This window comes from Paraburkholderia silviterrae (assembly GCF_004353915.1).
Taxonomy (GTDB): Bacteria; Pseudomonadota; Gammaproteobacteria; order Burkholderiales; family Burkholderiaceae; genus Paraburkholderia; species Paraburkholderia silviterrae.
Genome location: NZ_SMRP01000003.1, coordinates 227,930 through 247,404 on the forward strand (window position 1 = coordinate 227,930; position 19,475 = coordinate 247,404).

Here is a 19,475-nt window from a genome sequence, read left to right on the forward strand (position 1 = left end):
TCCCATGCAAGTTGGTTGCGAAATCTCTCGAAATGGGCAATTTGCGCTTGACTGAAGTTCCGCCAAGCGGAACAATGTTTTGCAAATTGATCTTAGTGTATCACCAGCCCGCTCATGTCTGCATCTGAAATGAATTCATCTTCATCGTTTTCTTCCGCGCTGACAGAGGGTCCGATCGACGAGCGCAAGTTCGTCGTGGCGCTCGCGCGCGGGCTCGAACTGCTGCGCGCCTTCCGGCCCGGCGAGACGCTGCTCGGCAACCGCGATTTCGTCGTGCGCACCGGCTTGCCGAAGGCGACCGTCAACCGGCTCGCGTACACGCTCACCATGCTCGGCTATCTGCGCTTTGACGAATCGCTCGGCAAATATGCGCTCGACGCCGGCGTGCTCTCGCTGGGTTTCGCCTTGCTCTCGGGCACGGACACGCTCGAGCTCGCGCGCCCGCACATGCGCGTGTTCGCGCGCGAGGTGGGGGCGGCGGTGTCGTTGGGATGCCGCGACGGCCTCGATGTCATTTACCTCGAGACCATCCGCAGCGAGACAGCGCTCACGCTGGGGCTTGCCTCGGGCTCGCACCTCTCGATGCTGACGAGTTCGATGGGGCGCGCGTACCTCGCGGTGCAGCCGCTCGACGTGCGCGCGGCGCTCTTTGCGGAGCTGGAAAAGGCGGCGGGCGCCGAGGGCCCCGCGCAGGTTGCGGCGGCCAAGCGGGAGATCGAGGTCTTTGCGAAGGAAGGCGTCTGCTATTCGTTTCGCGACTGGCATGAAGACGTCAACGCCGTGGCGGTGCCGTTTCGCGAGCCGCGCGAGCGGCGCTGGCTGGTGCTCAGTTGCAGCGGGCCGGCTTCGTCGATGGGGCCGGACGTGTTTCGCGAACGCGTGGCGCCGCTCTTGAAGTCGCTGGCGCGCAGGCTAGGCGAGACGGTGTGATCCGCGTTGCAGCAGGCGAAAAAAAGCCGACCCGAGGGTCGGCTTTTTGCGTGAAGCGGTGTGCCCGGCTTAGTGATTCAGGCGGCCGAGCAGCAGGAACTCCATGAGCGCCTTCTGGACGTGCAGACGGTTTTCTGCCTCGTCCCAGACCACGCTTTGCGGGCCGTCGATCACTTCGGCGCTCACTTCCTCGCCGCGGTGCGCGGGCAGGCAGTGCATGAAGAGGGCGTCGGGGTTGGCACGCGCCATCATTTCGGCGTCCACGCACCAGTCGGCGAAGGCCTTCATGCGCGCCTCGTTTTCGGCCTCGAAACCCATGCTGGTCCAGACGTCCGTGGTCACGAGGTCGGCGCCTGCGCAGGCTTCGTTCGGGTCGTCGAACACCGCGTAGAAGGGCGCGCTTTCCGGCGCGACGAGAGCCGGATCGAGCGGGTAGCCCGGCGGCGTGGAGATGCGCAGCTTGAAGTCGAGGATTTGCGCGGCTTCGATCCACGTGTAGAGCATGTTGTTGGCGTCGCCCACCCACGCCACGGTCTTGCCGCGGATCGGGCCGCGATGCTCGTAGTACGTGAAGATGTCGGCCAGCACCTGGCAGGGGTGGTATTCGTTCGTGAGACCGTTGATGACCGGCACACGCGAGCTTTCGGCAAAGCGCTGGAGAATGTCCTGGCCGAACGTACGGATCATGATGATGTCCACCATGCGCGAGATGACCTGCGCCGAATCCTCGATGGGCTCGCCGCGGCCGAGCTGCGTGTCGCGCGTGTTCATGAACACGGCGTGGCCGCCCAGCTGGAAGATGCCTGCCTCGAACGAAAGGCGCGTGCGCGTCGAGCTCTTCTCGAAGATCATCGCGAGCGTGCGGTCGTGCAGCGGGTGATAGGTCTCGTAGTTCTTGAACTTGCGCTTCAGGATGCGCGCGCGCTCCAGCACATATTCATAATCGTCAAGGGAGAAATCCTTGAACTGCAGGTAATGGCGTATGGTACGGGAGGTCATGAAACGAAAACGGCGCCCGATCCGGCCTCGAACTGCAGGATTGGGCCGGCGACGCCGCTGCGGTTGGTGGTAAGTCAATGCAGCATAAAGGATTTTGCGGACTTTGACGAGTCGGCCGGGAGGGACAGGCAGGGCAGGGTCAGCTTCGGCGCCGGGTGCCGCGCGAGCAGGCGAGAGCGGGCGCTGAACACCGCCAGGCGTCGTATGTGCGGTGCGTCAAAAGAGCTGCTGCGCTATAATCTCACAGATTTTTCAGGCACGACGGCGGGCTTGACGCGCACAGCGCGGGGCTCGCGGGAGTGGCCTGTGCGCTGGCCGGCTGCTGTGCTGCACGTTCGATGCGGCGTCACGCAGGTCGGGTGCGCGAACGGCCTCTTCCCTCTCCATCGGACTGTATTGGCGCGCGGCCATCGGGCGAACTGCCCGCGGCTGGAGCTCCGCGGCACAAGCGCGGGCGGCGCGCTCGTGCTCAAGTTTCAGCTGCATAAGCGCACCGCGTCACCGCGGCACCGCGCAGTCATACAGGTACCCTACATGGCCGACGAAGCTCCAACCGAATACTTCATTCAAGGCATCACCAGTACCGGGAAGAAGTTCCGCCCGAGCGACTGGTCGGAGCGCCTGGCGGGGGTGATGTCGAGCTTTGGCCCGAAGGCGTCGGCCAATGCGCGCGGGCCGAACGCCTATCTGCGCTATTCGCTTTACGTGCGGCCGACGATGATCGGCGACCTCAAGGTCGTGGTGCTGGATTCGCGCCTGAAGGACGTCGAGCCGATGGCCTTCAATTTCGTGATGAGCTTCGCCAAGGACAACGATCTCGTGGTGACCGAGGCGTGCGAGTTGCCGCTCGATCACGCGACGCAGCAGGGCGGCGGCCGCTGAGCCGAAAGACATCCAACGCGCCGCAAGGTGCGCGAAGAAGGGCGCAGTGGTGCGCCGCTTCCACCGAACGAGACCCGCTGAGGCGGGTCTTTTTTTGTCCGCGCGAGGAACAGTGGCAGGCGCGCAGAACGCAGGAGCAGCGCTGGGGCGGAGCGGCGGCCACAAAAAAACCCGCCGAAGCGGGTTCTTTGTTGCAGCAGAATCAGGAAGCGCCCGCCGTGGCGGACGGCCCGAAACTTTACTGCGCAGCTTGCATTGCCTTGACGGCAGCAGCCAGACGGCTCTTATGACGAGCAGCCTTGTTCTTGTGAACAATCTTCTTGTCGGAGATGATGTCGAGCGTCTTTGCCGAGGCCTTCAGAACTTCTGCGGCCGCTGCCTTGTCGCCGGCGTCGATAGCCTTGCGGACAGCCTTGATAGCGGTGCGGAACTTCGAGCGCAGCGCCGAGTTGTGCGAGTTTGCTTTCGAGGCCTGACGGGCGCGCTTGCGTGCTTGTGCGGAATTTGCCATGTTGTTTCCTTATGTTTCGAGAGCGCCAGCCACCGACGTTCGGTCAAGCGGGACAACGCTCTTTGCCTGGATTTGAGCTTGCGGGAACGATTGCCCGAAAGCGCAAAACGGTATTTGCCGGGCTTGCCGGCAGCGCCTTTTGTGCCGAAGCGAAAGGGACCCTGAAATTCACGGCCGCTTTTCGCTCCCTTTCCAAGACGCGTTTCCGAGTACTTGCAAAGCTACTTGCAAAACTCGAAGCCGCGAATTATAGCAACAAAATCATGGACGTGGCAATCGCCGGGCGCCTCGCGGGCGGGGGCGCCCCAAAGCCCGCACTGGGCTATCGCGCCGCTGCAGTGACGGCCTTGACGCCGCGCATCGGCGAAGGACCGGGCGGCACCCGTATAATAAGCGCCCCATGAATCTATTCCGAGCCCTGCTGACGGTCAGCGGCTTCACGCTGCTGTCGCGCGTGACCGGACTGGCCCGAGAAACGCTGATTGCCCGCGCATTCGGCGCGAGCCAGTACACCGACGCCTTCTACGTCGCGTTCCGCATCCCCAACCTGCTGCGCCGGATCTCGGCGGAGGGCGCGTTCTCGCAAGCCTTCGTCCCGATCCTCGCGGAGTTCAAGAACCAGAAGGGGCACGATGCCACGCGCGATCTCGTCGACGCCACCTCGACGGTGCTCGCGTGGGCGCTCGCCATCCTCTCGGTGCTCGGCATCGTGGGCGCAACGTTCGTCGTGACCGTGGTCGCTTCGGGCCTGAAGAACGACGGCCAAGCGTATCAGCTCGCCGTCGTGATGACGCGCATCATGTTCCCGTACATCGTGTTCATCTCGCTCACGTCGCTCGCGTCCGGGGTGCTCAACACGTACAAGCAGTTCTCGCTGCCCGCGTTCGCGCCAGTGCTGCTCAACGTGGCGTTCATTACCGCCGCCGTGGTGTTCGCGCCGCACATGAAGCAGCCGGTCTTTGCGCTCGCGTGGGCCGTGATCGTCGGCGGCGTGCTGCAGTTCATCGTGCAGCTGCCGGGCCTGAAGAAGATCGACATGATGCCGCGCATCGGCCTCAATCCGCTTAAGGCGCTCGCGCATCGCGGCGTCAAGCGCGTGCTGGCGAAAATGGTGCCGGCCATGTTCGCGGTGTCGGTCGCGCAGATCAGCCTCATCATCAATACGAACATCGCTTCGCGCCTGGGCGCGGGCGCGGTCTCGTGGATCAACTACGCCGACCGGCTGATGGAGTTCCCCACGGCGCTGCTGGGCGTGGCGCTCGGCACGATCCTGCTGCCGAGCCTCTCGAAGGCGCACGTCGACGCCGATCCGCACGAATACTCGGCGCTGCTCGATTGGGGCCTGCGCGTGACCTTCCTGCTCGCGGCGCCCTCGGCCGTCGCGCTGTTCTTCTTCGCCGAGCCGCTCACGGCCACGCTGTTTCACTACGGCAAGTTCGACGCGAATTCCGTCATCATGACGGGCCGCGCGTTGACCGCCTACGGCGTCGGGCTGATCGGGCTCATTCTCATCAAGATCCTGGCGCCTGGCTTCTACGCGCGCCAGGACATCAAGACGCCCGTGAAGATCGGCGTGGGTGTGCTCGTCGCCACGCAGCTCAGCAACTACATCTTCGTGCCGATCTTTTCGCACGCGGGCCTGACGCTCTCCGTCGGCCTCGGCGCTTGCATGAACGCGTTGCTGCTCTTCATTGGCTTGCGCCGCCGTGGCATCTACATGCCGTCCTCGGGCTGGACCACCTTCTTCGTGCAACTGCTCGGGGCATGCCTCGTGCTCTCGGGCGCGATGCACTGGTGTGCAATCAGCTACGACTGGATCGGCCTGCACCGCGAGCCGCTCGCGCGCATTGCGTTGCTCGCTGCCTGCCTCGTGCTGTTCGCAGCGCTATATTTCGGTATGCTTTGGCTGATGGGCTTCAAATACGCATACTTCAAGAGGCGCACGAAGTGATCACGATGAACACGCGGGTGCTGGATTATTTCAGCACGCTCGTTGCCGACGACGAAAGCCTGCCGCTCACCGAAGCGGCGCTGGCGATCGCGCAGGATGCCTACCCGGACCTCGACTTGCAAGGCACGCTCGCCGAAATCGACGAGCTCGCGCTGCGCGCGAAAAAGCGCATGCCCGAGGGCGCCGACTTGCGCCAGCAGGTCACGTTTCTGAACCGCGTGTTCTTTCGCGAGATGGGTTTCGCGGCCAATCTCAACGACTTCTTCGATCCCGACAACAGCCATCTGAACGTCGTGCTCAGGCGCCGGCGCGGCATCCCCATTTCGCTCGCGGTGCTTTATCTGGAGATCGCGGGCCAGCTCGGGCTGCCGGTGCAGGGCGTGTCGTTTCCGGGGCATTTCCTGCTGCGCGTCTCGCTGCCCGACGGCGATGCGATGCTCGATCCGACCACGGGCCGCGCGCTCTCCGAGTCCGACATGGTCGAGATGCTCGAGCCCTATGTGGCGAACGCAGGCGACTCCGTCGCGCGAGCGCTGCGCATGCTGCTCGAGCCGGCCACGCGGCGCGAGATCGTCGCGCGCATGCTGCGCAACCTGAAGTCGGTGTATCTGCAGACCGAGCGCTGGGAGCGCCTGCTCGGCATCCAGCAGCGGCTCGTGATCCTGCTGCCCGAGAGCATCGAAGAGGTGCGCGATCGGGGTTTTGCGTACGCGCGCCTCGATTACCTGCGGCCGGCGCTGGAGGACCTCGAGCACTATCTCGACGAGCGCCCCGACGCCGAGGACGCAATGGTCGTCGAGTCGCAATTGCAGGAGCTGCGCCAGCGTACGCTCGATAATGATTGACCGGCGCGATTGACCGGAGGCGCACGCACGCGCTTTGTCCAGACGAAAAAAAGCCCGCGAATGTTTTATTCGTGGGCTTTTTTGCAACGAGCGAGTGCGCGTGCGCGGCGCCTTACTTCGGCTGCATGCGGATCGCGCCGTCGAGGCGGATGACCTCGCCGTTGAGCATCGGGTTCTCGACGATCTGCTTGACGAGCATTGCGTACTCGTCGGGCTTGCCGAGGCGCGGCGGGAACGGCACCATCGCGCCGAGCGCATCCTGCACTTCCTTGGGCATGCCGAGCAGCATCGGCGTTTCGAAGAGGCCCGGAGCAATCGTCATCACGCGAATGCCGTTCCTCGACAGATCGCGCGCGATCGGCAACGTCATCGCCACGACGCCGCCCTTGGAGGCCGCATAGGCCGCCTGGCCGATCTGGCCGTCGTACGCGGCCACCGACGCCGTGTTGACGATCACGCCGCGCTCGCCGCCTTCGTTGGGCGCGGTCTGCGCGATCGCGGCGGCCGCGAGGCGGATCATGTTGAAGGTGCCGATCAGGTTGACCGAAATGGTCTTGCTGAATGCGTCGAGCGGGTGCGGGCCGTCCTTGCCGACGGTCTTGATGGCGGGCGCGATGCCCGCGCAGTTCACGAGGCCGCGCAGCGTGCCGAGCGCGGTGGCGGCGGCCACGGCGCGCGCGCCGTCTTCCTCGCTCGCGACGTTGCACTTCACGAAGATGCCGCCGAGTTCTTTGGCAAGTGCGTTGCCCGCTTCCTCGTTGAGGTCGGCTAGCACCACCTTGCCGCCTTCGGCCACGATGAGCCGCGCGCTGGCCGCGCCCAGGCCCGACGCGCCGCCGGTGATCAGGAATACGTTGTCGCGGATTTGCATCTGCCTTCCTCCTTGCTGCTCGATGGGTATTTTTTCTGCGGCGTGGCCCCGAGACGGGCCCGCTCGCGACTCATCGGCAAAGAGGAGCAGAACGAGGACAGGACCGGCCGGACGGGGAGGCCGGCGCTCTCGCACCGGACCTTGCCCGGCGCGGCCGGCAAGAGACGTCTTACTTGAGCGCGTCGAGTGCGCGGTTGCGGATTTCTTCGACGCTGCCGAGACCGGCGATCGCGCGGTACTGGGGCGCCTTCATGCCGTTTTCCTCGCCGCGCTTCGCCCAGTCGCTGTAGTAGGCGATGAGCGGCTTGGTTTGCGCGACGTACACGTCAAGGCGCTTGCGCACGGTCTCTTCCTTGTCGTCGTCGCGCTGGACGAGCGGCTCGCCCGTCACGTCGTCGACCATGTCCTGCTTGGGCGGGTTGAACTTCACGTGGTAGGTGCGGCCCGATGCCGGGTGCACGCGGCGCCCGCTCATGCGCACGATGATCTCGTCGAACGGCACGTCGATCTCGAGCACGTAGTCGATGGCCACGCCGGCCTGCTTCATGGCTTCGGCTTGCGGCAGGGTGCGCGGGAAGCCGTCGAACAGATAGCCGTTCTCGCAATCGCAGTCCTGCAGGCGTTCCTTCACCAGGTTGATGATGAGCGCGTCGGGCACGAGCTCGCCCGCGTCCATGTAGCGCTTGGCCTCGACGCCGAGCGGCGTGCCGGCCTTGACGGCCGCGCGCAGCATGTCGCCGGTCGAGATTTGCGGAATGCCGAACTTCTCTTTGATGAAGTTTGCCTGGGTTCCTTTGCCCGCGCCGGGGGCACCCAACAGGATCAAACGCATTTCTACTTTCTCCGATCTGTGTGAATTCTTGCGGCGCGGCGGCTGCCCTCAGGGGCGGCATCGGCAGCGTCGTGCGTCTCCTCACCAGCAGGCCAAATCGGGGGGAACCCCCCACGCACAAAGGCTTCTACGGCTCGCGCAAACAACCGATTATGCCATGGGATTTTCGGCCCACGGCCGGTATTAAGACCGGAATAATGCTTGCACGCGGGCGAGGTCGGCGGGCGTGTCGACACCGGGCGCCGGTGCGTCGGCCGTGACGAGCACCGCGATGCGCTCGCCGTGCCACATCGCGCGCAGTTGCTCGAGCGCCTCGACCTGTTCGATCGGCGAGTGCGTGAGCGAGGGGTAGCTGCGCAGGAACTTCGCCCGATACGCATACAGGCCGATATGCCGGTAAACGGTCGCCGGAGCCGGCGGGGCGGGCATGGCGGCCAGATCGAGGCACGCGGGCGACCAGTGCGGCTGCCAGGCGTCGCGAGCCCAGGGAATGGGGGCGCGAGAGAAGTAGAGCGCCACGCCGCGCGCGTCCAGCACGACCTTCACGACGTTCGGATTCAGAATCTCGTCGGGGGCGGTGATGGGGTGCGCCGCAGTGGCGATCGCGCACTCCGGATGCGCGGCGAGGTGCGACGCCACGTCGCACACCAATGCGGGGTCGATCAGCGGTTCATCACCCTGAACATTGACCACGATCAACTCGTCGTTCCAGCCAAAGTGCTCTGCGACTTCGGCCAGGCGATCGGTCCCCGAGGGGTGATCGGCGCGCGTCATGACGGCTTCGAAGCCGTGCTCGCGCGCGGCGTCGAGCACGCTCTGGGCGTCCGAGGCGATCAGCACCCGCTGGGCGCCCGAAGCGCGGGCGCGCTCGGCCACGCGCACGACCATCGGCTTGCCGCCGATGTCGGCGAGCGGCTTGTTGGGCAGCCGGGTGGACGCGAGACGCGCCGGTACGACGGCGACGAAAGGCTGCGCGGGCGTGGCCATGCTCAGGCGCCGCTCGGGCCGGCCGGATCGACGGGCGTGCCTTCGACGGTCTGGCGCGCCTCGTCGACGAGCATGACGGGAATGCCGTCGCGAATCGGATAGGCGAGCTTGTCGGCGTTGCAGATCAGCTCCTGCGCGGCGCGGTCGTAGCTGAGCGGACCCTTGCAGATCGGGCAGACCAAAATTTCAAGCAGACGAGCGTCCACGGAGTTTCTCCACAACCAGAGTAATGAGGCGATGATCGAGCGCGGCTTCAACGGGGACGACCCAGATGCGCGCGTCGTTCCAGGACCCCAATTTTACGGCATCTTTTTCGGTGACCAGGATCGCGTCGGCCGCGACCTCGCTGAACGGGTTCGCCGCGTAGTCGTAATGGTCGGGCAGCGCGAGCGTCTGCGGCGCGAGGCCGGCCGCGCGCAGGGTCGCGAAAAAGCGCTCCGGAGAGCCGATGCCCGCGGCTGCCACGACGCGCTGCGGCGGCGGCTGGCCCGGCGCGCCTTGCGCTGCGAATTGCGCGAGCGGGCGGCGCAGGGCGGGATTCGCCAGGTGCCAGGCCTCGCCGGGCTCGAGCCTGAGCGCGAAGGTGTTCGGCCAGTCGGGCAGCTTGCGCTCGAACGGATTATTGACGAGCGTGGCGTCGCGCCGCCGCGAGAGCGGCTCGCGCAGTGGCCCGGCGGGCAGCAGAAAGCCGTTGCCGCCCAGCCGGTGATCGAACACGACCAGTTCGGCGTCGCGCGCGAGGCGGTAGTGCTGCAGGCCGTCGTCGCTCACGATCACGTCGACGTCGCGGTGCGCCGCGCACAGCGCCTGCGCCGCCCCGACGCGGTCGGGCGAGACCCACACCGGCACGCCCGTGCGGCGCGCGATGAGAAGCGGCTCGTCGCCGCACGCGCGGGCGGACGTGGACGCCGTCACCGGCGTCGGGCGCGGCACTTTCGCGCCGTAGCCGCGCGAGACGACGCCGGGCGTATAGCCTGCGGCGCGCAGCGCCTCGACGAGCGCGATCACCGTGGGGGTCTTGCCGGTGCCGCCCACCGTCACGTTGCCGACCACCACGACCGGCGCGCCCACACGCACCGCTTTGAGCCAGCCGGCCGCATAGGCCGCACGGCGCGCGCCGCTCACGGCGGCGAACACGACGGAGAGCGGCGCGAGCGCCCAGGCGAGCGCTCCGCGCTGCTGCCACTCGCGAGCGAGGCCCGCTTCGGCGCGCGCCTTGAAATCGCTGACAGGACCGCTCATCGGCGTGTGCCGCGCGCGGGTCCTGCGTAAGAAAGGCACCGCAGGCTGACGGACAGAACGGGCATCGGAGCGGTTCTCCAGTTCGAGGTGTGCGCCGCAATAAAGGGTAAAGGGCGCCGCTGGGATAGCAAGGACGGCGCTTTCGGGTGGCGAACGGGCCGTCGTGAACCCGGCACTCTAGCGCGGGTGAGCGCAGGGCGGCAAGTTGCAAGGCCACGCAAGCGGCAGCCGATCAGCGGTAATGGGCCCGCGCACCAAGAAAAAGCAGCCTGTGGATAACTTTGTGGAGAAAGCGGGTCGCGGCGCCCGCAAAAGCCCGCTGATAGCCTGTCTTATCGGTGTAATGCTTTGTTATTGGGATAAAAAACGCATTTAAATCAATGGGATGGCGCAGTTTTTCAGCGATTTTTACAGAATTGCAGCAAATATGTCACATGACGGAGTCGATGTGGACACCTCGCAGCCCTTGTTCGATGGGAGCGCTTCCTGCTGGACTGCCGCACCCCGAACGGTCTATCGTCTGTCCGGGCTATTTTCGACCCATCGTTCACTCACGTCCTGCTCATGAATTCCGACCGTTTTTCTTCCGCGCCCGGCGGCGACGTTGTCGTCCCGGTTTCGGCGCTCAACCGCGCGATCGCCTCGATGCTCGAACGTTCGTTCCCGCTCGCGTGGATTTCCGGCGAAGTCTCGAACTTCACGCGCGCGGCGAGCGGGCACTGGTACTTCTCGATCAAGGACGCGCAGGCGCAAATGCGCTGCGTGATGTTCCGCGGCCGCGCGCAATACGCCGAGTTCACGCCGCGCGAGGGCGACCGCATCGAGGTGCGCGCGCTCGTCACGATGTACGAGCCGCGCGGCGAGGTGCAGTTGAACGTCGAGGCGATCCGGCGCACGGGGCAAGGGCGTCTGTTCGAGGCGTTTTTGCGCCTGAAGGCGCAGCTGGAGGCCGAAGGGCTCTTCGACCCCGAGCGCAAGCGCGCACTGCCCACGCATCCGCGTGCGATTGGCGTGATCACGTCGATGCAGGCGGCGGCGCTGCGCGACGTGCTGACGACGCTCGCGCGCCGTGCGCCGCACGTGAGCGTGATCGTTTATCCGGCCCCTGTGCAAGGCGCGGGCTCGGCGGAAAAGCTCACGGCCATGCTCGATGCCGCGAACGCACGTGCGGAAGTGGATGTGATCGTGCTGTGCCGCGGCGGCGGCTCGATCGAGGACCTCTGGTCGTTCAACGACGAGACGCTCGCGCGCGCCATCGCGGCGAGCGCGATTCCCGTGGTGAGCGGCGTGGGTCACGAAACCGATTTCACGATTGCCGATTTCGCCGCCGATGTCCGGGCACCCACGCCCACCGCCGCCGCCGAGCTGGTGAGCCCGCAGCGCGTGCTGCTGCTGCGTGAGCTGGACCAGCGCCACGCCGCGCTCGCGCGTGGCTTCGGCCGCTTGATGGAGCGCCGCGCCCAGCAGCTCGACTGGCTCGCGCGGCGCCTCGTTTCGCCGGGCGAGCGCCTCGAGCAGCAGCGCACGCATCTGCGCCAGCTGGCGATCCGGCTGGCTTCGGCGGGCTCGCGCGCGAGCGCGCAGGCGCGCGCGCAATTCAACTTCGTGCAGATGCGCTGGCAGCGCATGCGGCCCGACGCAGCGGCGCAGCGCGCCCAGCTGGAGTCGCTCGGGCGGCGCCTCGACGCCGCATTCGCACGCGAGCGCGAGCGCGAAACGGCGCGCGTTGCCGGGCTGGCGGCGCGCCTCGAAGTGCTCAGCCCGCAGCGCACCTTCGAGCGCGGCTACGCGGCGCTGCTCGACGCGCAAAGCGGCGCGGCCGTGCGCTCCCCGGGCGCGCTCAAGCCGGGCAAGCGCCTGACCGTGCATCTCGCGCAGGGCAGCGCGGACGTTGCACTCGCCGACGTGCAGCCGAGGCTCTCCGAAGGCTTCTGAAAAAGGGCGCGCGTGGTGTCTTTCACGCGCCTTGCGAACCCCCACGCGCCGTGTTGCAGGCACGCTCGCAGCGGGCGCGGCGCTTGCTGAAAAGCCCGCGCAATCGCTGCGCAACAGTGGCATAAGCGCTGCATAAAAGCCCTGCGAAACCGATGATCGGCATAATGTCCACGCGTTTGCGGGGTTATTCCAACTCGCCTACAATCGAGTGCTCCATGCCGGTTATCACGCAGAACTCCCCATAACACGACGAAGGAACCGCATCATGTCATTTACGCTCCCGCCGCTGCCGTTCGCGAAGAACGCTCTTGTCCCCACGATGTCGGAAGAGACGCTCGAATACCACTACGGCAAGCACCACCAGGCCTACGTCACGAATCTGAACAACCTGATCCCGGGCACCGAGTTCGAGAACCTCTCGCTCGAAGAGATCATCAAGAAGTCGTCGGGTGGCGTGTTCAACAACGCGGCCCAGGTCTGGAATCACACCTTCTTCTGGAACAGCCTCTCGCCGCAAGGCGGCGGCGCACCGTCGGGCGCGCTCGGCGACGCGATCAACGCGAAGTGGGGCTCCTTCGACGCGTTCAAGGAAGCCTTCACGAAGGCCGCTGTCGGCAACTTCGGCTCGGGCTGGACGTGGCTCGTGAAGAAGGCGGACGGCTCGCTCGACATCGTGTCGACCAGCAACGCCGCCACGCCGCTCACGACCGACGCCAAGCCGCTCCTCACGATCGACGTGTGGGAACACGCTTACTACATCGACTATCGCAACGCGCGTCCGAAGTTCGTCGAAGCGTACTGGAACATCGCTAACTGGGACTTCGCTGCGAAGAACTTCGCGTAAAGCGTCTTCCGCTCCCACGGTGTTCGCGCTGCCCGATCCGGGCGGCGCACCGAAAAAAGCCCTCGATGCGAATCGAGGGCTTTTTGTTTTGGCGCGCGTTTTCGTAGCGCGAATTACGCGAGCGCGGCAAGCGCTTCCTGCGTCGAGCGCACGTGCCCCATGTGGCGGAACAGTTTCTCGAACGTGAAGCGGTGCATGTCTTCGTTCAGCGCCGAGGTGGCGTCTTCGACGAACACGAGCTTGAAGCCCTGGTCGAAGGCCGCGCGCGCGGTCGACTCCACGCCGAAATTGGTCGCGATGCCACCGATCACGAGGGTGTCGATACCACGACGGCGCAGCTGCTGCTCGAGGTCGGTGCCGTAGAACGCGCCCCACTGGCGCTTCGAGACGACGACGTCGCAGGCCTGCGCGCCGATCTCGGGCACGAGCTCGGAAGCGATGGCGGGCGCCGCCGGCGCGTCGGGGGCGCGCGTGGGCGCGTCGGCGGGCATCGCGAGGATGTCGTTGAGCAGCACGCGCACCCAGACGACGGTGCCGCCTTTGGCGCGCAGCGCATCGGCGAGGGTCTTCGCGTTGGCGACCACCTGAGCGCCGGCATGGGGCGCGATGGGGCGGCTCACGATGCCGTGCTGGAGATCGATCATCACGAGCGCGGTCTTGCGCGGGGCGAGAGAAAGGGCTTGCGTCATGATTCACCAATATGTGAGGATAGCCTCACATATCATACATGAATGTGAGGGAGGCCTCAGATATGGCGGTTGCACCGCTGCGACGCAAAACTGTGTCGAATGAAGCCGCGCGGCGTGTGCCGCGTCAGGAACGCGCCGCGCGCACGCTCGATGCGCTGCTCGAAGCGGCGGCGGATGCATTTGCCGAGCGCGGCTTCGAAGCCGCCACGATGACGCAAATCGCGCAGCAGGCCGGCGTCTCGATTGGCGCGGCGTACCAGTATTTCCCGAACAAGGACGCGCTTGCGCTTGCCTTGCGCCAGCGTTACGGCGACGAAATGGATGCGCGCTGGAGCGCGCTCGTCGAGGTGCAGGCGCAGGCGCAGGCGCAGACGCAGACGCAGACGCAGACGCAGACGCAGACGAGCGGCGAGCTCCCACCCGCGCAGCTCGCCGAACGGCTGCTCGACATGATGGTCGAGTTGATGGACGCATACCCCGCGTATTTGCCGCTGCTCTCCGTCTCGCTGGGCTTTCGTCGCGACGAGGCGGCGCGCAACAAGCTGCGCCAGCGTTTCGCCACGCTGTTCAGGCGTTACAACGCGGCGCTCGGTGCGGACGACGCTTATCGCGTTGCCGAGGTCATGCTGCAGGTCATCAAGAGCCTCAATCTGCTCTATGCGAGCGCGAAGCCGAAGGAGCGCAAGCTGCTGGTCGCCGAGTATAAGGGCGTGCTGGCGGCATGGCTCGCCGTGCGGCTCGCGTGAGCCTCAGCGCGGCACTGCGTCTTCGCGCGACGCGAGCACGCGGTCGATCAGCCCGTATTCCGCCGCTGCCTCTGCCGACATGAAGTGATCGCGGTCCGTGTCGCGCGCGATCTGCTCGATGTCGCGGCCCGTGTGCGCGGCGAGCATCGCATTCAGGCGCTCGCGCTGATAGAGCACTTCGCGCGCCTGTAGCTCGACATCGGCGGCGGTGCCCTGGCTGCCGCCCGAGGGCTGGTGGATCATGATGCGTGCGTTCGGGAGTGCGAAGCGTTTGCCGGGCGCGCCGGCGGCGAGCAGGAACGAGCCCATGCTCGCCGCGAAGCCCGTGCATAGTGTGGAGACGTCGGGCTTCACGAACTGCATCGTGTCGTGGATCGCGAGGCCGTCGTAGACCGAGCCGCCCGGCGAGTTGATGTAGAGGCTGATGTCCTTCTCCGGATTCTCGGCTTCGAGAAAGAGCAACTGCGCGACGACGACGCTCGCCGTCTGTTCTGTCACCGGTCCGACCAGAAACACGATGCGCTCGCGCAAAAGGCGCGAGTAGATGTCGTAGGCGCGTTCGCCGCGGCCCGAGGTTTCGATGACGGTCGGAACCAGATTGAGCGCGTGCGGCGCGATTGCTGCATGATGCTGAGCGGTGGGATGCATGAAATTCCTCGCGTTTGGGTGGTCGGAAGCGGCATATCGGTGCTGCTCACCCAAGACGCCCGCCGCGCGTCGCGTGTGACGAATATTTTTTTGCGCGAGGCTGTCACATCGGCGCGCTGCCGGTCGTCTCACGGGCGAGGGCGGCGTGGGCCGTCCACGCAGAGCCGGCGCGGCGAAGGCGCGCGAGGCGCCAGCGAAGAGGAGCAGAGCGAATGACCCAGGTGACCGACGAAATAGACACGCGGGACTTGCGCAGCGCGTGCGATGCCGCGCAGGCGAGCGCCGCTGGCGCGCCGCAAGATTGCGTGCGCGAAGTGGCGCGGAGCGTAGTGGCGCTCGAAGCACCGGCCGGCTCGCCAGGCGGCGCATGGAGCGAGGGGCGCCGCGCCGCTGTCTTCGACAAGGAGCGCGCGCGCTTGCTGGCGTTGGCCATGCGTGTGCTGGGCAGCCGTGCCGAGGCGGAAGACGTCGTGCAGGACGCGTGGTTTCGCTGGCGCGAGGCCGACGTGGAGGCCGTGCGCGTGCCGCAAGCGTGGCTCGCGACGGCGGCGGTGCGCCTCGCGATCGATCGGCTGCGCAAGCAGCGCCGCGAGCGCGCGGGCGAGCGCGAGGTGCCCGGCGCGGGGCTATGGCTCGACGACACCGCGCCTTCGGCGGAGGAGGCGGGCCTGCGCGCCGCACGTCTCGCGGACGGGCTGCTGATGCTGCTCGAGCGGCTCGGGCCGATCGAGCAGGCCGTCTTCGTGCTGCGCGAGGCGTTCGATTGCGATTACGCGGAGATTGCCGGGCTGACCGGTTGCACGCCCGTGCATTGCCGCCAGATCGTGCGCCGCGCGCGCGTGCGGCTGGCGCGCGAGCCGGTGCTCAGGCCCGTAGCGCCCGCCGATGCGGCGCAGCACGCGCTCATCGTCGAGCGGCTGCGCGAGGTGCTTCATGCGCAGGACCGCGCGGGCCTGATGGACCTGCTGGGCGCGACTGCGACGGCACTCGTGGCGGCGGGCGCGACGGCGGGCACGGCGCCGGCGCACAGTTCGCGCGTCGGGACCGGGGCTGTGGCGATGTCGAGCGGCGCGCGCGCGCCAATGCGCCGCTTGCGTGCCGAGATGCTCACGCTCTATGGCGAGCCGGGCGTTGCGCTGCTGGCGGAGGACGGCGAGTTGGCCGCGTGGCTGCACGTCAGCGTGGCGGACGATGGACGCACCGCGCCGGTGGTCTGCGTGGCAGCGACCGCGGGCGGGAGCGCATTGCAGGCGGCCAATCGGGTGTGGGCAGGCGCGGCGGTGCGCTCGCTGCTCGCGAAGCTCGCCCGATCCGTGGCGGACGACAGTGCGCCCGGCGTACCGGTGCGCTCGCCGCAGCAGGTCATGCAGCAGACGACCCAGGCAGCGGCTTCAGTCGCTGCAACGTGGATGCAATCAGGCGAATCCGCATCCGCGCAGCTCGCCCGATCGCTCGAGCCGGCCTGAGCGCGCGGGACTACCGCGAGGCCGCTTCCCAATTGATGTCGACGCACAGCACCTGCAGGCCGTGCGCCGTTTGCGCGGCGATCGAGGCGGTCACGCACAGGTGCGCCTCGTTGATCGAGAGATAGGGCGGCGTGAACTGCACGCTGCCGGGCGCTTTCATGGCGCCGATGAAGTAGGGCCGGCGTTCCCAGCTCGCGCCCTCGGAATGCAGGAGCGGCCGGAAGCGCTTGGCGCGCTGCGTCGCGCGCCCGTCGGGCAGCACGTTGTCGCCGATCTGGCGGCCCGAGGCGTCCAGCAAGAAGCTGCGCGCCGTCTCGGCGAGGCGGAGCAGCGGCAGCGTGGCGTCGGCCATGCTCGCGCCCGTGGCGAGCTGCGCCGCCGCCGCTTCGAGCGCTTTCACGTAGGGCGCCAGGCGCGCGCACTGGGTCCGCTCGCGCGCGCTCACGCGTTCACGCAGCCGCGCGGAGAGATCGTCCATCAGGCGCGCGGCGGTCGCGGGCGGGACGGGCTCCACGTCGGGGCGCGCGAAGTACGCGCCCTGCACGAAGTCGGCGTTGCTTTCCAGCGCGATCAACGCGTCGCGCTCGGTCGAGAGGCCGCCCACCAGCACGAGCTGGCCGGACTCGTGCAGCATCGAGACGAGCCCCGGCAGCACGCGCTCGATGTGCGCGTGGCGGCTCGCCTGCGCGAGCAGGCTGCGGTCGAGCGTGACGATATCGGGCCGCAGATGCCACACCCGGTCGATATTCGAATGCTTGGCGCCGAAGCCGTCGAGCGCGATCACGAAGCCCGCCTTGCGCAACGCGTCGATGATTTCGGCGAAGCGCGAATTCTCGCCGCCCGCCTGCTCCGAGACCTCCAGCACCACGCGTTGCGGCTGCAGCCCGAGCGCCTTGATGCCGGCAAGCAGGGCGTCGCCATAGCTCGTGTCCATGAGCGCGGCGGGGTGCAGGCTCAGGAAGAGCCATTCGTCGTGCGAATCGAAGGCGTTGAAGTTGCCCAGATGCAGCGATTCCGCGAGGCGGCCGAGCTCGAGCAGGTCGCCGCGCCGCGCGGCCTGCGTGAAGACTTCCTGCGACGGCACCTGGTCGCCATGCTCGTCGTGCGCGCGCAGCGACGCGTGGTAGCCGATCGCGCGGCGGTGGGCGACCGAGAACACCGGCTGGAACACGCTGAACACGGTGTATCCGCCGTAGAGCACGGTGCGTCGCGCGCCTGCTTCGCCCGCGACGGGACGCGACTGAAAGCCGGGGGGATCGAGTTCGATCATGCTGGTCATAGGGCTGGGTGGCGCGCGCGCCAAACCGCACGCGCGAATCTCGAGTTTACATTACTGGATAGCCGTGCAAAAAGTATGCGCATTGAGACACATGGCGGATCGGGCCATGCGTCGGGGATATCGGCTATTTCGAGACTGTGCGCGGGGGTGGCCAGGCACCCGTGTGGCGCCTGCGCGCCGCTCGCACGCACCGTGCGCAGCGCCCCGTGCACCGTTGCAGTGCGGTGCGCAGCGTGGTGCCCTTGGCTTCAGGTGCGCTCCGAAGGATCGGTCTTCTTCGCCGTGCGGCGCACGTCGTCGGAGAGCTGGGCGAAGATCCACGACGAGGCCGCCGTGATGATCCCCACGCACACGAACGTCGCGTGGAACGCCGGAATCACGTTCGAGCCCGTCGCATGGTGGATCAGGCTGGTGAAGGTCGTCAGCAGTGCGCCCGCGACGGTCACGCCGAGGCTCATCGAGAGCATCTGCACGAGCGAAAAGAGGCTGTTGCCGCTGCTCGCGCCGCCCATGCCGAGATCCTTGAGCGTGAGCGTGTTCATCGCCGTGAACTGCATGGAGTTCACGCCGCCGAACACAGCCAGCTGCACGATGCGCAGCCACAACGGCTCGTCTGGCGTCGAGAGCGTGAAGCTCGCCATCATGAGCCCCACCAGCACCGTGTTGGTCACGAGCACGCGCCGGTAGCCGTGGCGCGTGATGAGATACGTGACGAGCCGTTTGGAGCCCATGCCCGCCGCGGCCACCGGCAGCATCATGAGGCCCGCTTCGAACGGCGTGTAGCCGAGCGCGACTTGCAGCAGCAGCGGAATCAGGTACGGCATCGCGCCGCTGCCAATACGCGCGAACAGGTTGCCGAGCAGCCCCACGCAGAACGTGTGGATCTTGAAGAGATCGAGCGAGAAGATCGGCGTTGATGTCCGCGCCGCATGCAGCCCGTAGGCCACGAATGCCGCGAGCGACACGATCAGCATCACGAGCACGGTCGCTTGAGGGATGCCGAGCTCGGCGCGGCCATCGAGCGCGAGCGAGATCGTCACCATGCCGGTGACGAGCAGCAGGTAGCCTGGCACGTCGAACGCCGGCGTATCGGGGTTGCGGCTGTCGGGCATGAAGATGAAGGTGGCCACGCAGCCCGCCACGCCCACCGGCACGTTGATGAGAAAGATCCAGTGCCACGAGGCGATCTGCACGAGCCAGCCGCCGAGCGTCGGGCCGATGAGCGGGCCGATGAGGCCCGGAATCGCCACGAACGAGAGCGCGGGCAGATAGCGCTCGGCGGGAAACGTGCGCAGCACGGCGAGACGTCCCACCGGCAGCAGCATCGCGCCGCCCACGCCCTGCACGATGCGCGCGAGCACGAGCTGGTTCAGCGTGTGCGCGCTCGCGCACAAGAGCGAGCCGACCGTGAAGACGAGGATCGCGCCGAGAAAGACGCGGCGCGTGCCGAGTTTGTCGGCGAGCCAGCCGGAGACGGGAATCATCACCGCCATCGTCAGCGAATAGGCGATCACGACCGATTGCATGCGCAACGGCAGTTCGCCGAGGCTCGTCGCCATCGCGGGCAGCGCCGTGTTGACGATGGTCGAATCGAGCGTCTGCATGAAGAAGCCCGTGGCGACGAGCCACAGCATCACGGACAACTTGCGGGCGGAAGGCGTGGGTGTGGAGCTGGATGAGACGGTGGATTCGGACATGGGAGAAGGCAGGCGCGCAGGCGGTGGCTGGCAGCCGCCATTGTAGTGAACCCGGCGATCCGGTGTGCGTCTGGCGCAGCGCGGCGCGTTGCGGGCCGGGGCTTGCCTGTGGTCCGGAATC

General features: G+C 66.8%; 20 protein-coding genes. 9 read left to right on the forward strand and 11 right to left on the reverse strand.

The window, feature by feature from the left end:
* The first annotated feature begins 129 nt into the window (after positions 1–129).
* Positions 130–930, forward strand: a complete 801-nt coding sequence (locus EYW47_RS08495) for an IclR family transcriptional regulator (protein WP_133194427.1) — start codon at positions 130–132, stop codon at positions 928–930.
* Between the two features lie 69 nt (positions 931–999).
* Here the strand turns inward: EYW47_RS08495 and argF are convergent, their stop codons facing one another.
* Entirely contained in the window at positions 1,000–1,929 is a 930-nt protein-coding gene (gene argF, locus EYW47_RS08500) for an ornithine carbamoyltransferase (RefSeq protein WP_133194428.1), read from the reverse strand.
* A gap of 534 nt (positions 1,930–2,463) precedes the next feature.
* On the opposite strand from argF, the gene EYW47_RS08505 reads away from it, so the two are divergent.
* Positions 2,464–2,811: a DUF3579 domain-containing protein gene (locus EYW47_RS08505; protein ID WP_028220170.1), complete on the forward strand. Its 348-nt coding sequence runs from the start codon at positions 2,464–2,466 to the stop codon at positions 2,809–2,811.
* 238 nt (positions 2,812–3,049) lie between these two features.
* On the opposite strand, the gene rpsT is transcribed toward EYW47_RS08505, so the two are convergent.
* Positions 3,050–3,322, reverse strand: a complete 273-nt coding sequence (gene rpsT, locus EYW47_RS08510) for a 30S ribosomal protein S20 (protein WP_133194429.1) — start codon at positions 3,320–3,322, stop codon at positions 3,050–3,052.
* A gap of 62 nt (positions 3,323–3,384) precedes the next feature.
* Here rpsT and EYW47_RS08515 point away from each other — a divergent pair, with 62 nt between their 5' ends.
* The 3 genes from EYW47_RS08515 to EYW47_RS08525 are packed head-to-tail and all read left to right on the forward strand — an operon-like array spanning position 3,385 to position 6,118.
* Positions 3,385–3,726, forward strand: a complete 342-nt coding sequence (locus EYW47_RS08515; protein WP_133194430.1) for a hypothetical protein — start codon at positions 3,385–3,387, stop codon at positions 3,724–3,726.
* Positions 3,723–5,273 (forward strand): murein biosynthesis integral membrane protein MurJ, encoded by a 1,551-nt coding sequence (gene murJ / locus EYW47_RS08520; RefSeq protein WP_133194431.1) that lies wholly within the window; start codon positions 3,723–3,725, stop codon positions 5,271–5,273. The genes EYW47_RS08515 and murJ overlap by 4 nt, the downstream gene beginning before the upstream one ends.
* A 5-nt stretch (positions 5,274–5,278) precedes the next feature.
* Complete coding sequence (locus EYW47_RS08525; RefSeq protein ID WP_133194757.1) at positions 5,279–6,118, forward strand: SirB1 family protein; 840 nt, start codon at positions 5,279–5,281, stop codon at positions 6,116–6,118.
* Between the two features lie 112 nt (positions 6,119–6,230).
* Here the strand turns inward: EYW47_RS08525 and EYW47_RS08530 are convergent, their stop codons facing one another.
* The 5 genes from EYW47_RS08530 to lpxK form a co-directional block, all read right to left on the reverse strand.
* Entirely contained in the window at positions 6,231–6,989 is a 759-nt protein-coding gene (locus EYW47_RS08530; RefSeq protein WP_133194432.1) for a 3-hydroxyacyl-CoA dehydrogenase, read from the reverse strand.
* A 169-nt stretch (positions 6,990–7,158) separates the two neighbouring features.
* Positions 7,159–7,821 carry an adenylate kinase gene (gene adk, locus EYW47_RS08535; RefSeq protein WP_133194433.1) on the reverse strand — a complete coding sequence of 221 codons (663 nt, stop codon included), beginning with the start codon at positions 7,819–7,821 and terminating at the stop codon, positions 7,159–7,161.
* Between the two features lie 183 nt (positions 7,822–8,004).
* A complete protein-coding gene (kdsB, locus tag EYW47_RS08540; protein ID WP_133194434.1) occupies positions 8,005–8,808 on the reverse strand; it encodes a 3-deoxy-manno-octulosonate cytidylyltransferase in 804 nt (267 codons plus the stop codon).
* 2 nt (positions 8,809–8,810) lie between these two features.
* A complete protein-coding gene (locus tag EYW47_RS08545) occupies positions 8,811–9,014 on the reverse strand; it encodes a Trm112 family protein (RefSeq protein ID WP_133194435.1) in 204 nt (67 codons plus the stop codon).
* On the reverse strand, positions 8,995–10,050 hold the full coding sequence (gene lpxK / locus EYW47_RS08550) for a tetraacyldisaccharide 4'-kinase (protein ID WP_133194436.1): 1,056 nt from the start codon (positions 10,048–10,050) through the stop codon (positions 8,995–8,997). Before lpxK ends, EYW47_RS08545 begins: the two co-directional genes overlap by 20 nt.
* Positions 10,051–10,614: 564 nt before the next feature.
* Here lpxK and xseA point away from each other — a divergent pair.
* Entirely contained in the window at positions 10,615–11,985 is a 1,371-nt protein-coding gene (xseA, locus tag EYW47_RS08555) for an exodeoxyribonuclease VII large subunit (RefSeq protein ID WP_133194437.1), read from the forward strand.
* A gap of 265 nt (positions 11,986–12,250) precedes the next feature.
* Positions 12,251–12,829 carry a superoxide dismutase [Fe] gene (gene sodB, locus EYW47_RS08560; protein WP_133194438.1) on the forward strand — a complete coding sequence of 193 codons (579 nt, stop codon included), beginning with the start codon at positions 12,251–12,253 and terminating at the stop codon, positions 12,827–12,829.
* A 113-nt stretch (positions 12,830–12,942) separates the two neighbouring features.
* Here sodB and EYW47_RS08565 read toward each other — a convergent pair whose 3' ends face one another.
* Positions 12,943–13,518 (reverse strand): isochorismatase family protein, encoded by a 576-nt coding sequence (locus EYW47_RS08565; protein ID WP_133194439.1) that lies wholly within the window; start codon positions 13,516–13,518, stop codon positions 12,943–12,945.
* A gap of 62 nt (positions 13,519–13,580) precedes the next feature.
* Between EYW47_RS08565 and EYW47_RS08570 the strand changes: the two genes are divergently transcribed.
* On the forward strand, positions 13,581–14,264 hold the full coding sequence (locus tag EYW47_RS08570; RefSeq protein WP_133194440.1) for a TetR family transcriptional regulator: 684 nt from the start codon (positions 13,581–13,583) through the stop codon (positions 14,262–14,264).
* Between the two features lie 3 nt (positions 14,265–14,267).
* Here EYW47_RS08570 and clpP read toward each other — a convergent pair whose 3' ends face one another.
* Positions 14,268–14,912: an ATP-dependent Clp endopeptidase proteolytic subunit ClpP gene (gene clpP / locus EYW47_RS08575; protein WP_133194441.1), complete on the reverse strand. Its 645-nt coding sequence runs from the start codon at positions 14,910–14,912 to the stop codon at positions 14,268–14,270.
* Between the two features lie 212 nt (positions 14,913–15,124).
* Here clpP and EYW47_RS08580 point away from each other — a divergent pair, with 212 nt between their 5' ends.
* A complete protein-coding gene (locus EYW47_RS08580) occupies positions 15,125–16,378 on the forward strand; it encodes a sigma-70 family RNA polymerase sigma factor (RefSeq protein ID WP_133194442.1) in 1,254 nt (417 codons plus the stop codon).
* A gap of 10 nt (positions 16,379–16,388) precedes the next feature.
* Here EYW47_RS08580 and EYW47_RS08585 read toward each other — a convergent pair whose 3' ends face one another.
* Together EYW47_RS08585 and mdtD are read right to left on the reverse strand one after the other, a co-directional pair.
* Positions 16,389–17,657 carry an EAL domain-containing protein gene (locus tag EYW47_RS08585; protein WP_133194443.1) on the reverse strand — a complete coding sequence of 423 codons (1,269 nt, stop codon included), beginning with the start codon at positions 17,655–17,657 and terminating at the stop codon, positions 16,389–16,391.
* 248 nt (positions 17,658–17,905) lie between these two features.
* Positions 17,906–19,354 carry a multidrug transporter subunit MdtD gene (mdtD, locus tag EYW47_RS08590; protein ID WP_133194444.1) on the reverse strand — a complete coding sequence of 483 codons (1,449 nt, stop codon included), beginning with the start codon at positions 19,352–19,354 and terminating at the stop codon, positions 17,906–17,908.
* Positions 19,355–19,475: the final 121 nt, after the last annotated feature.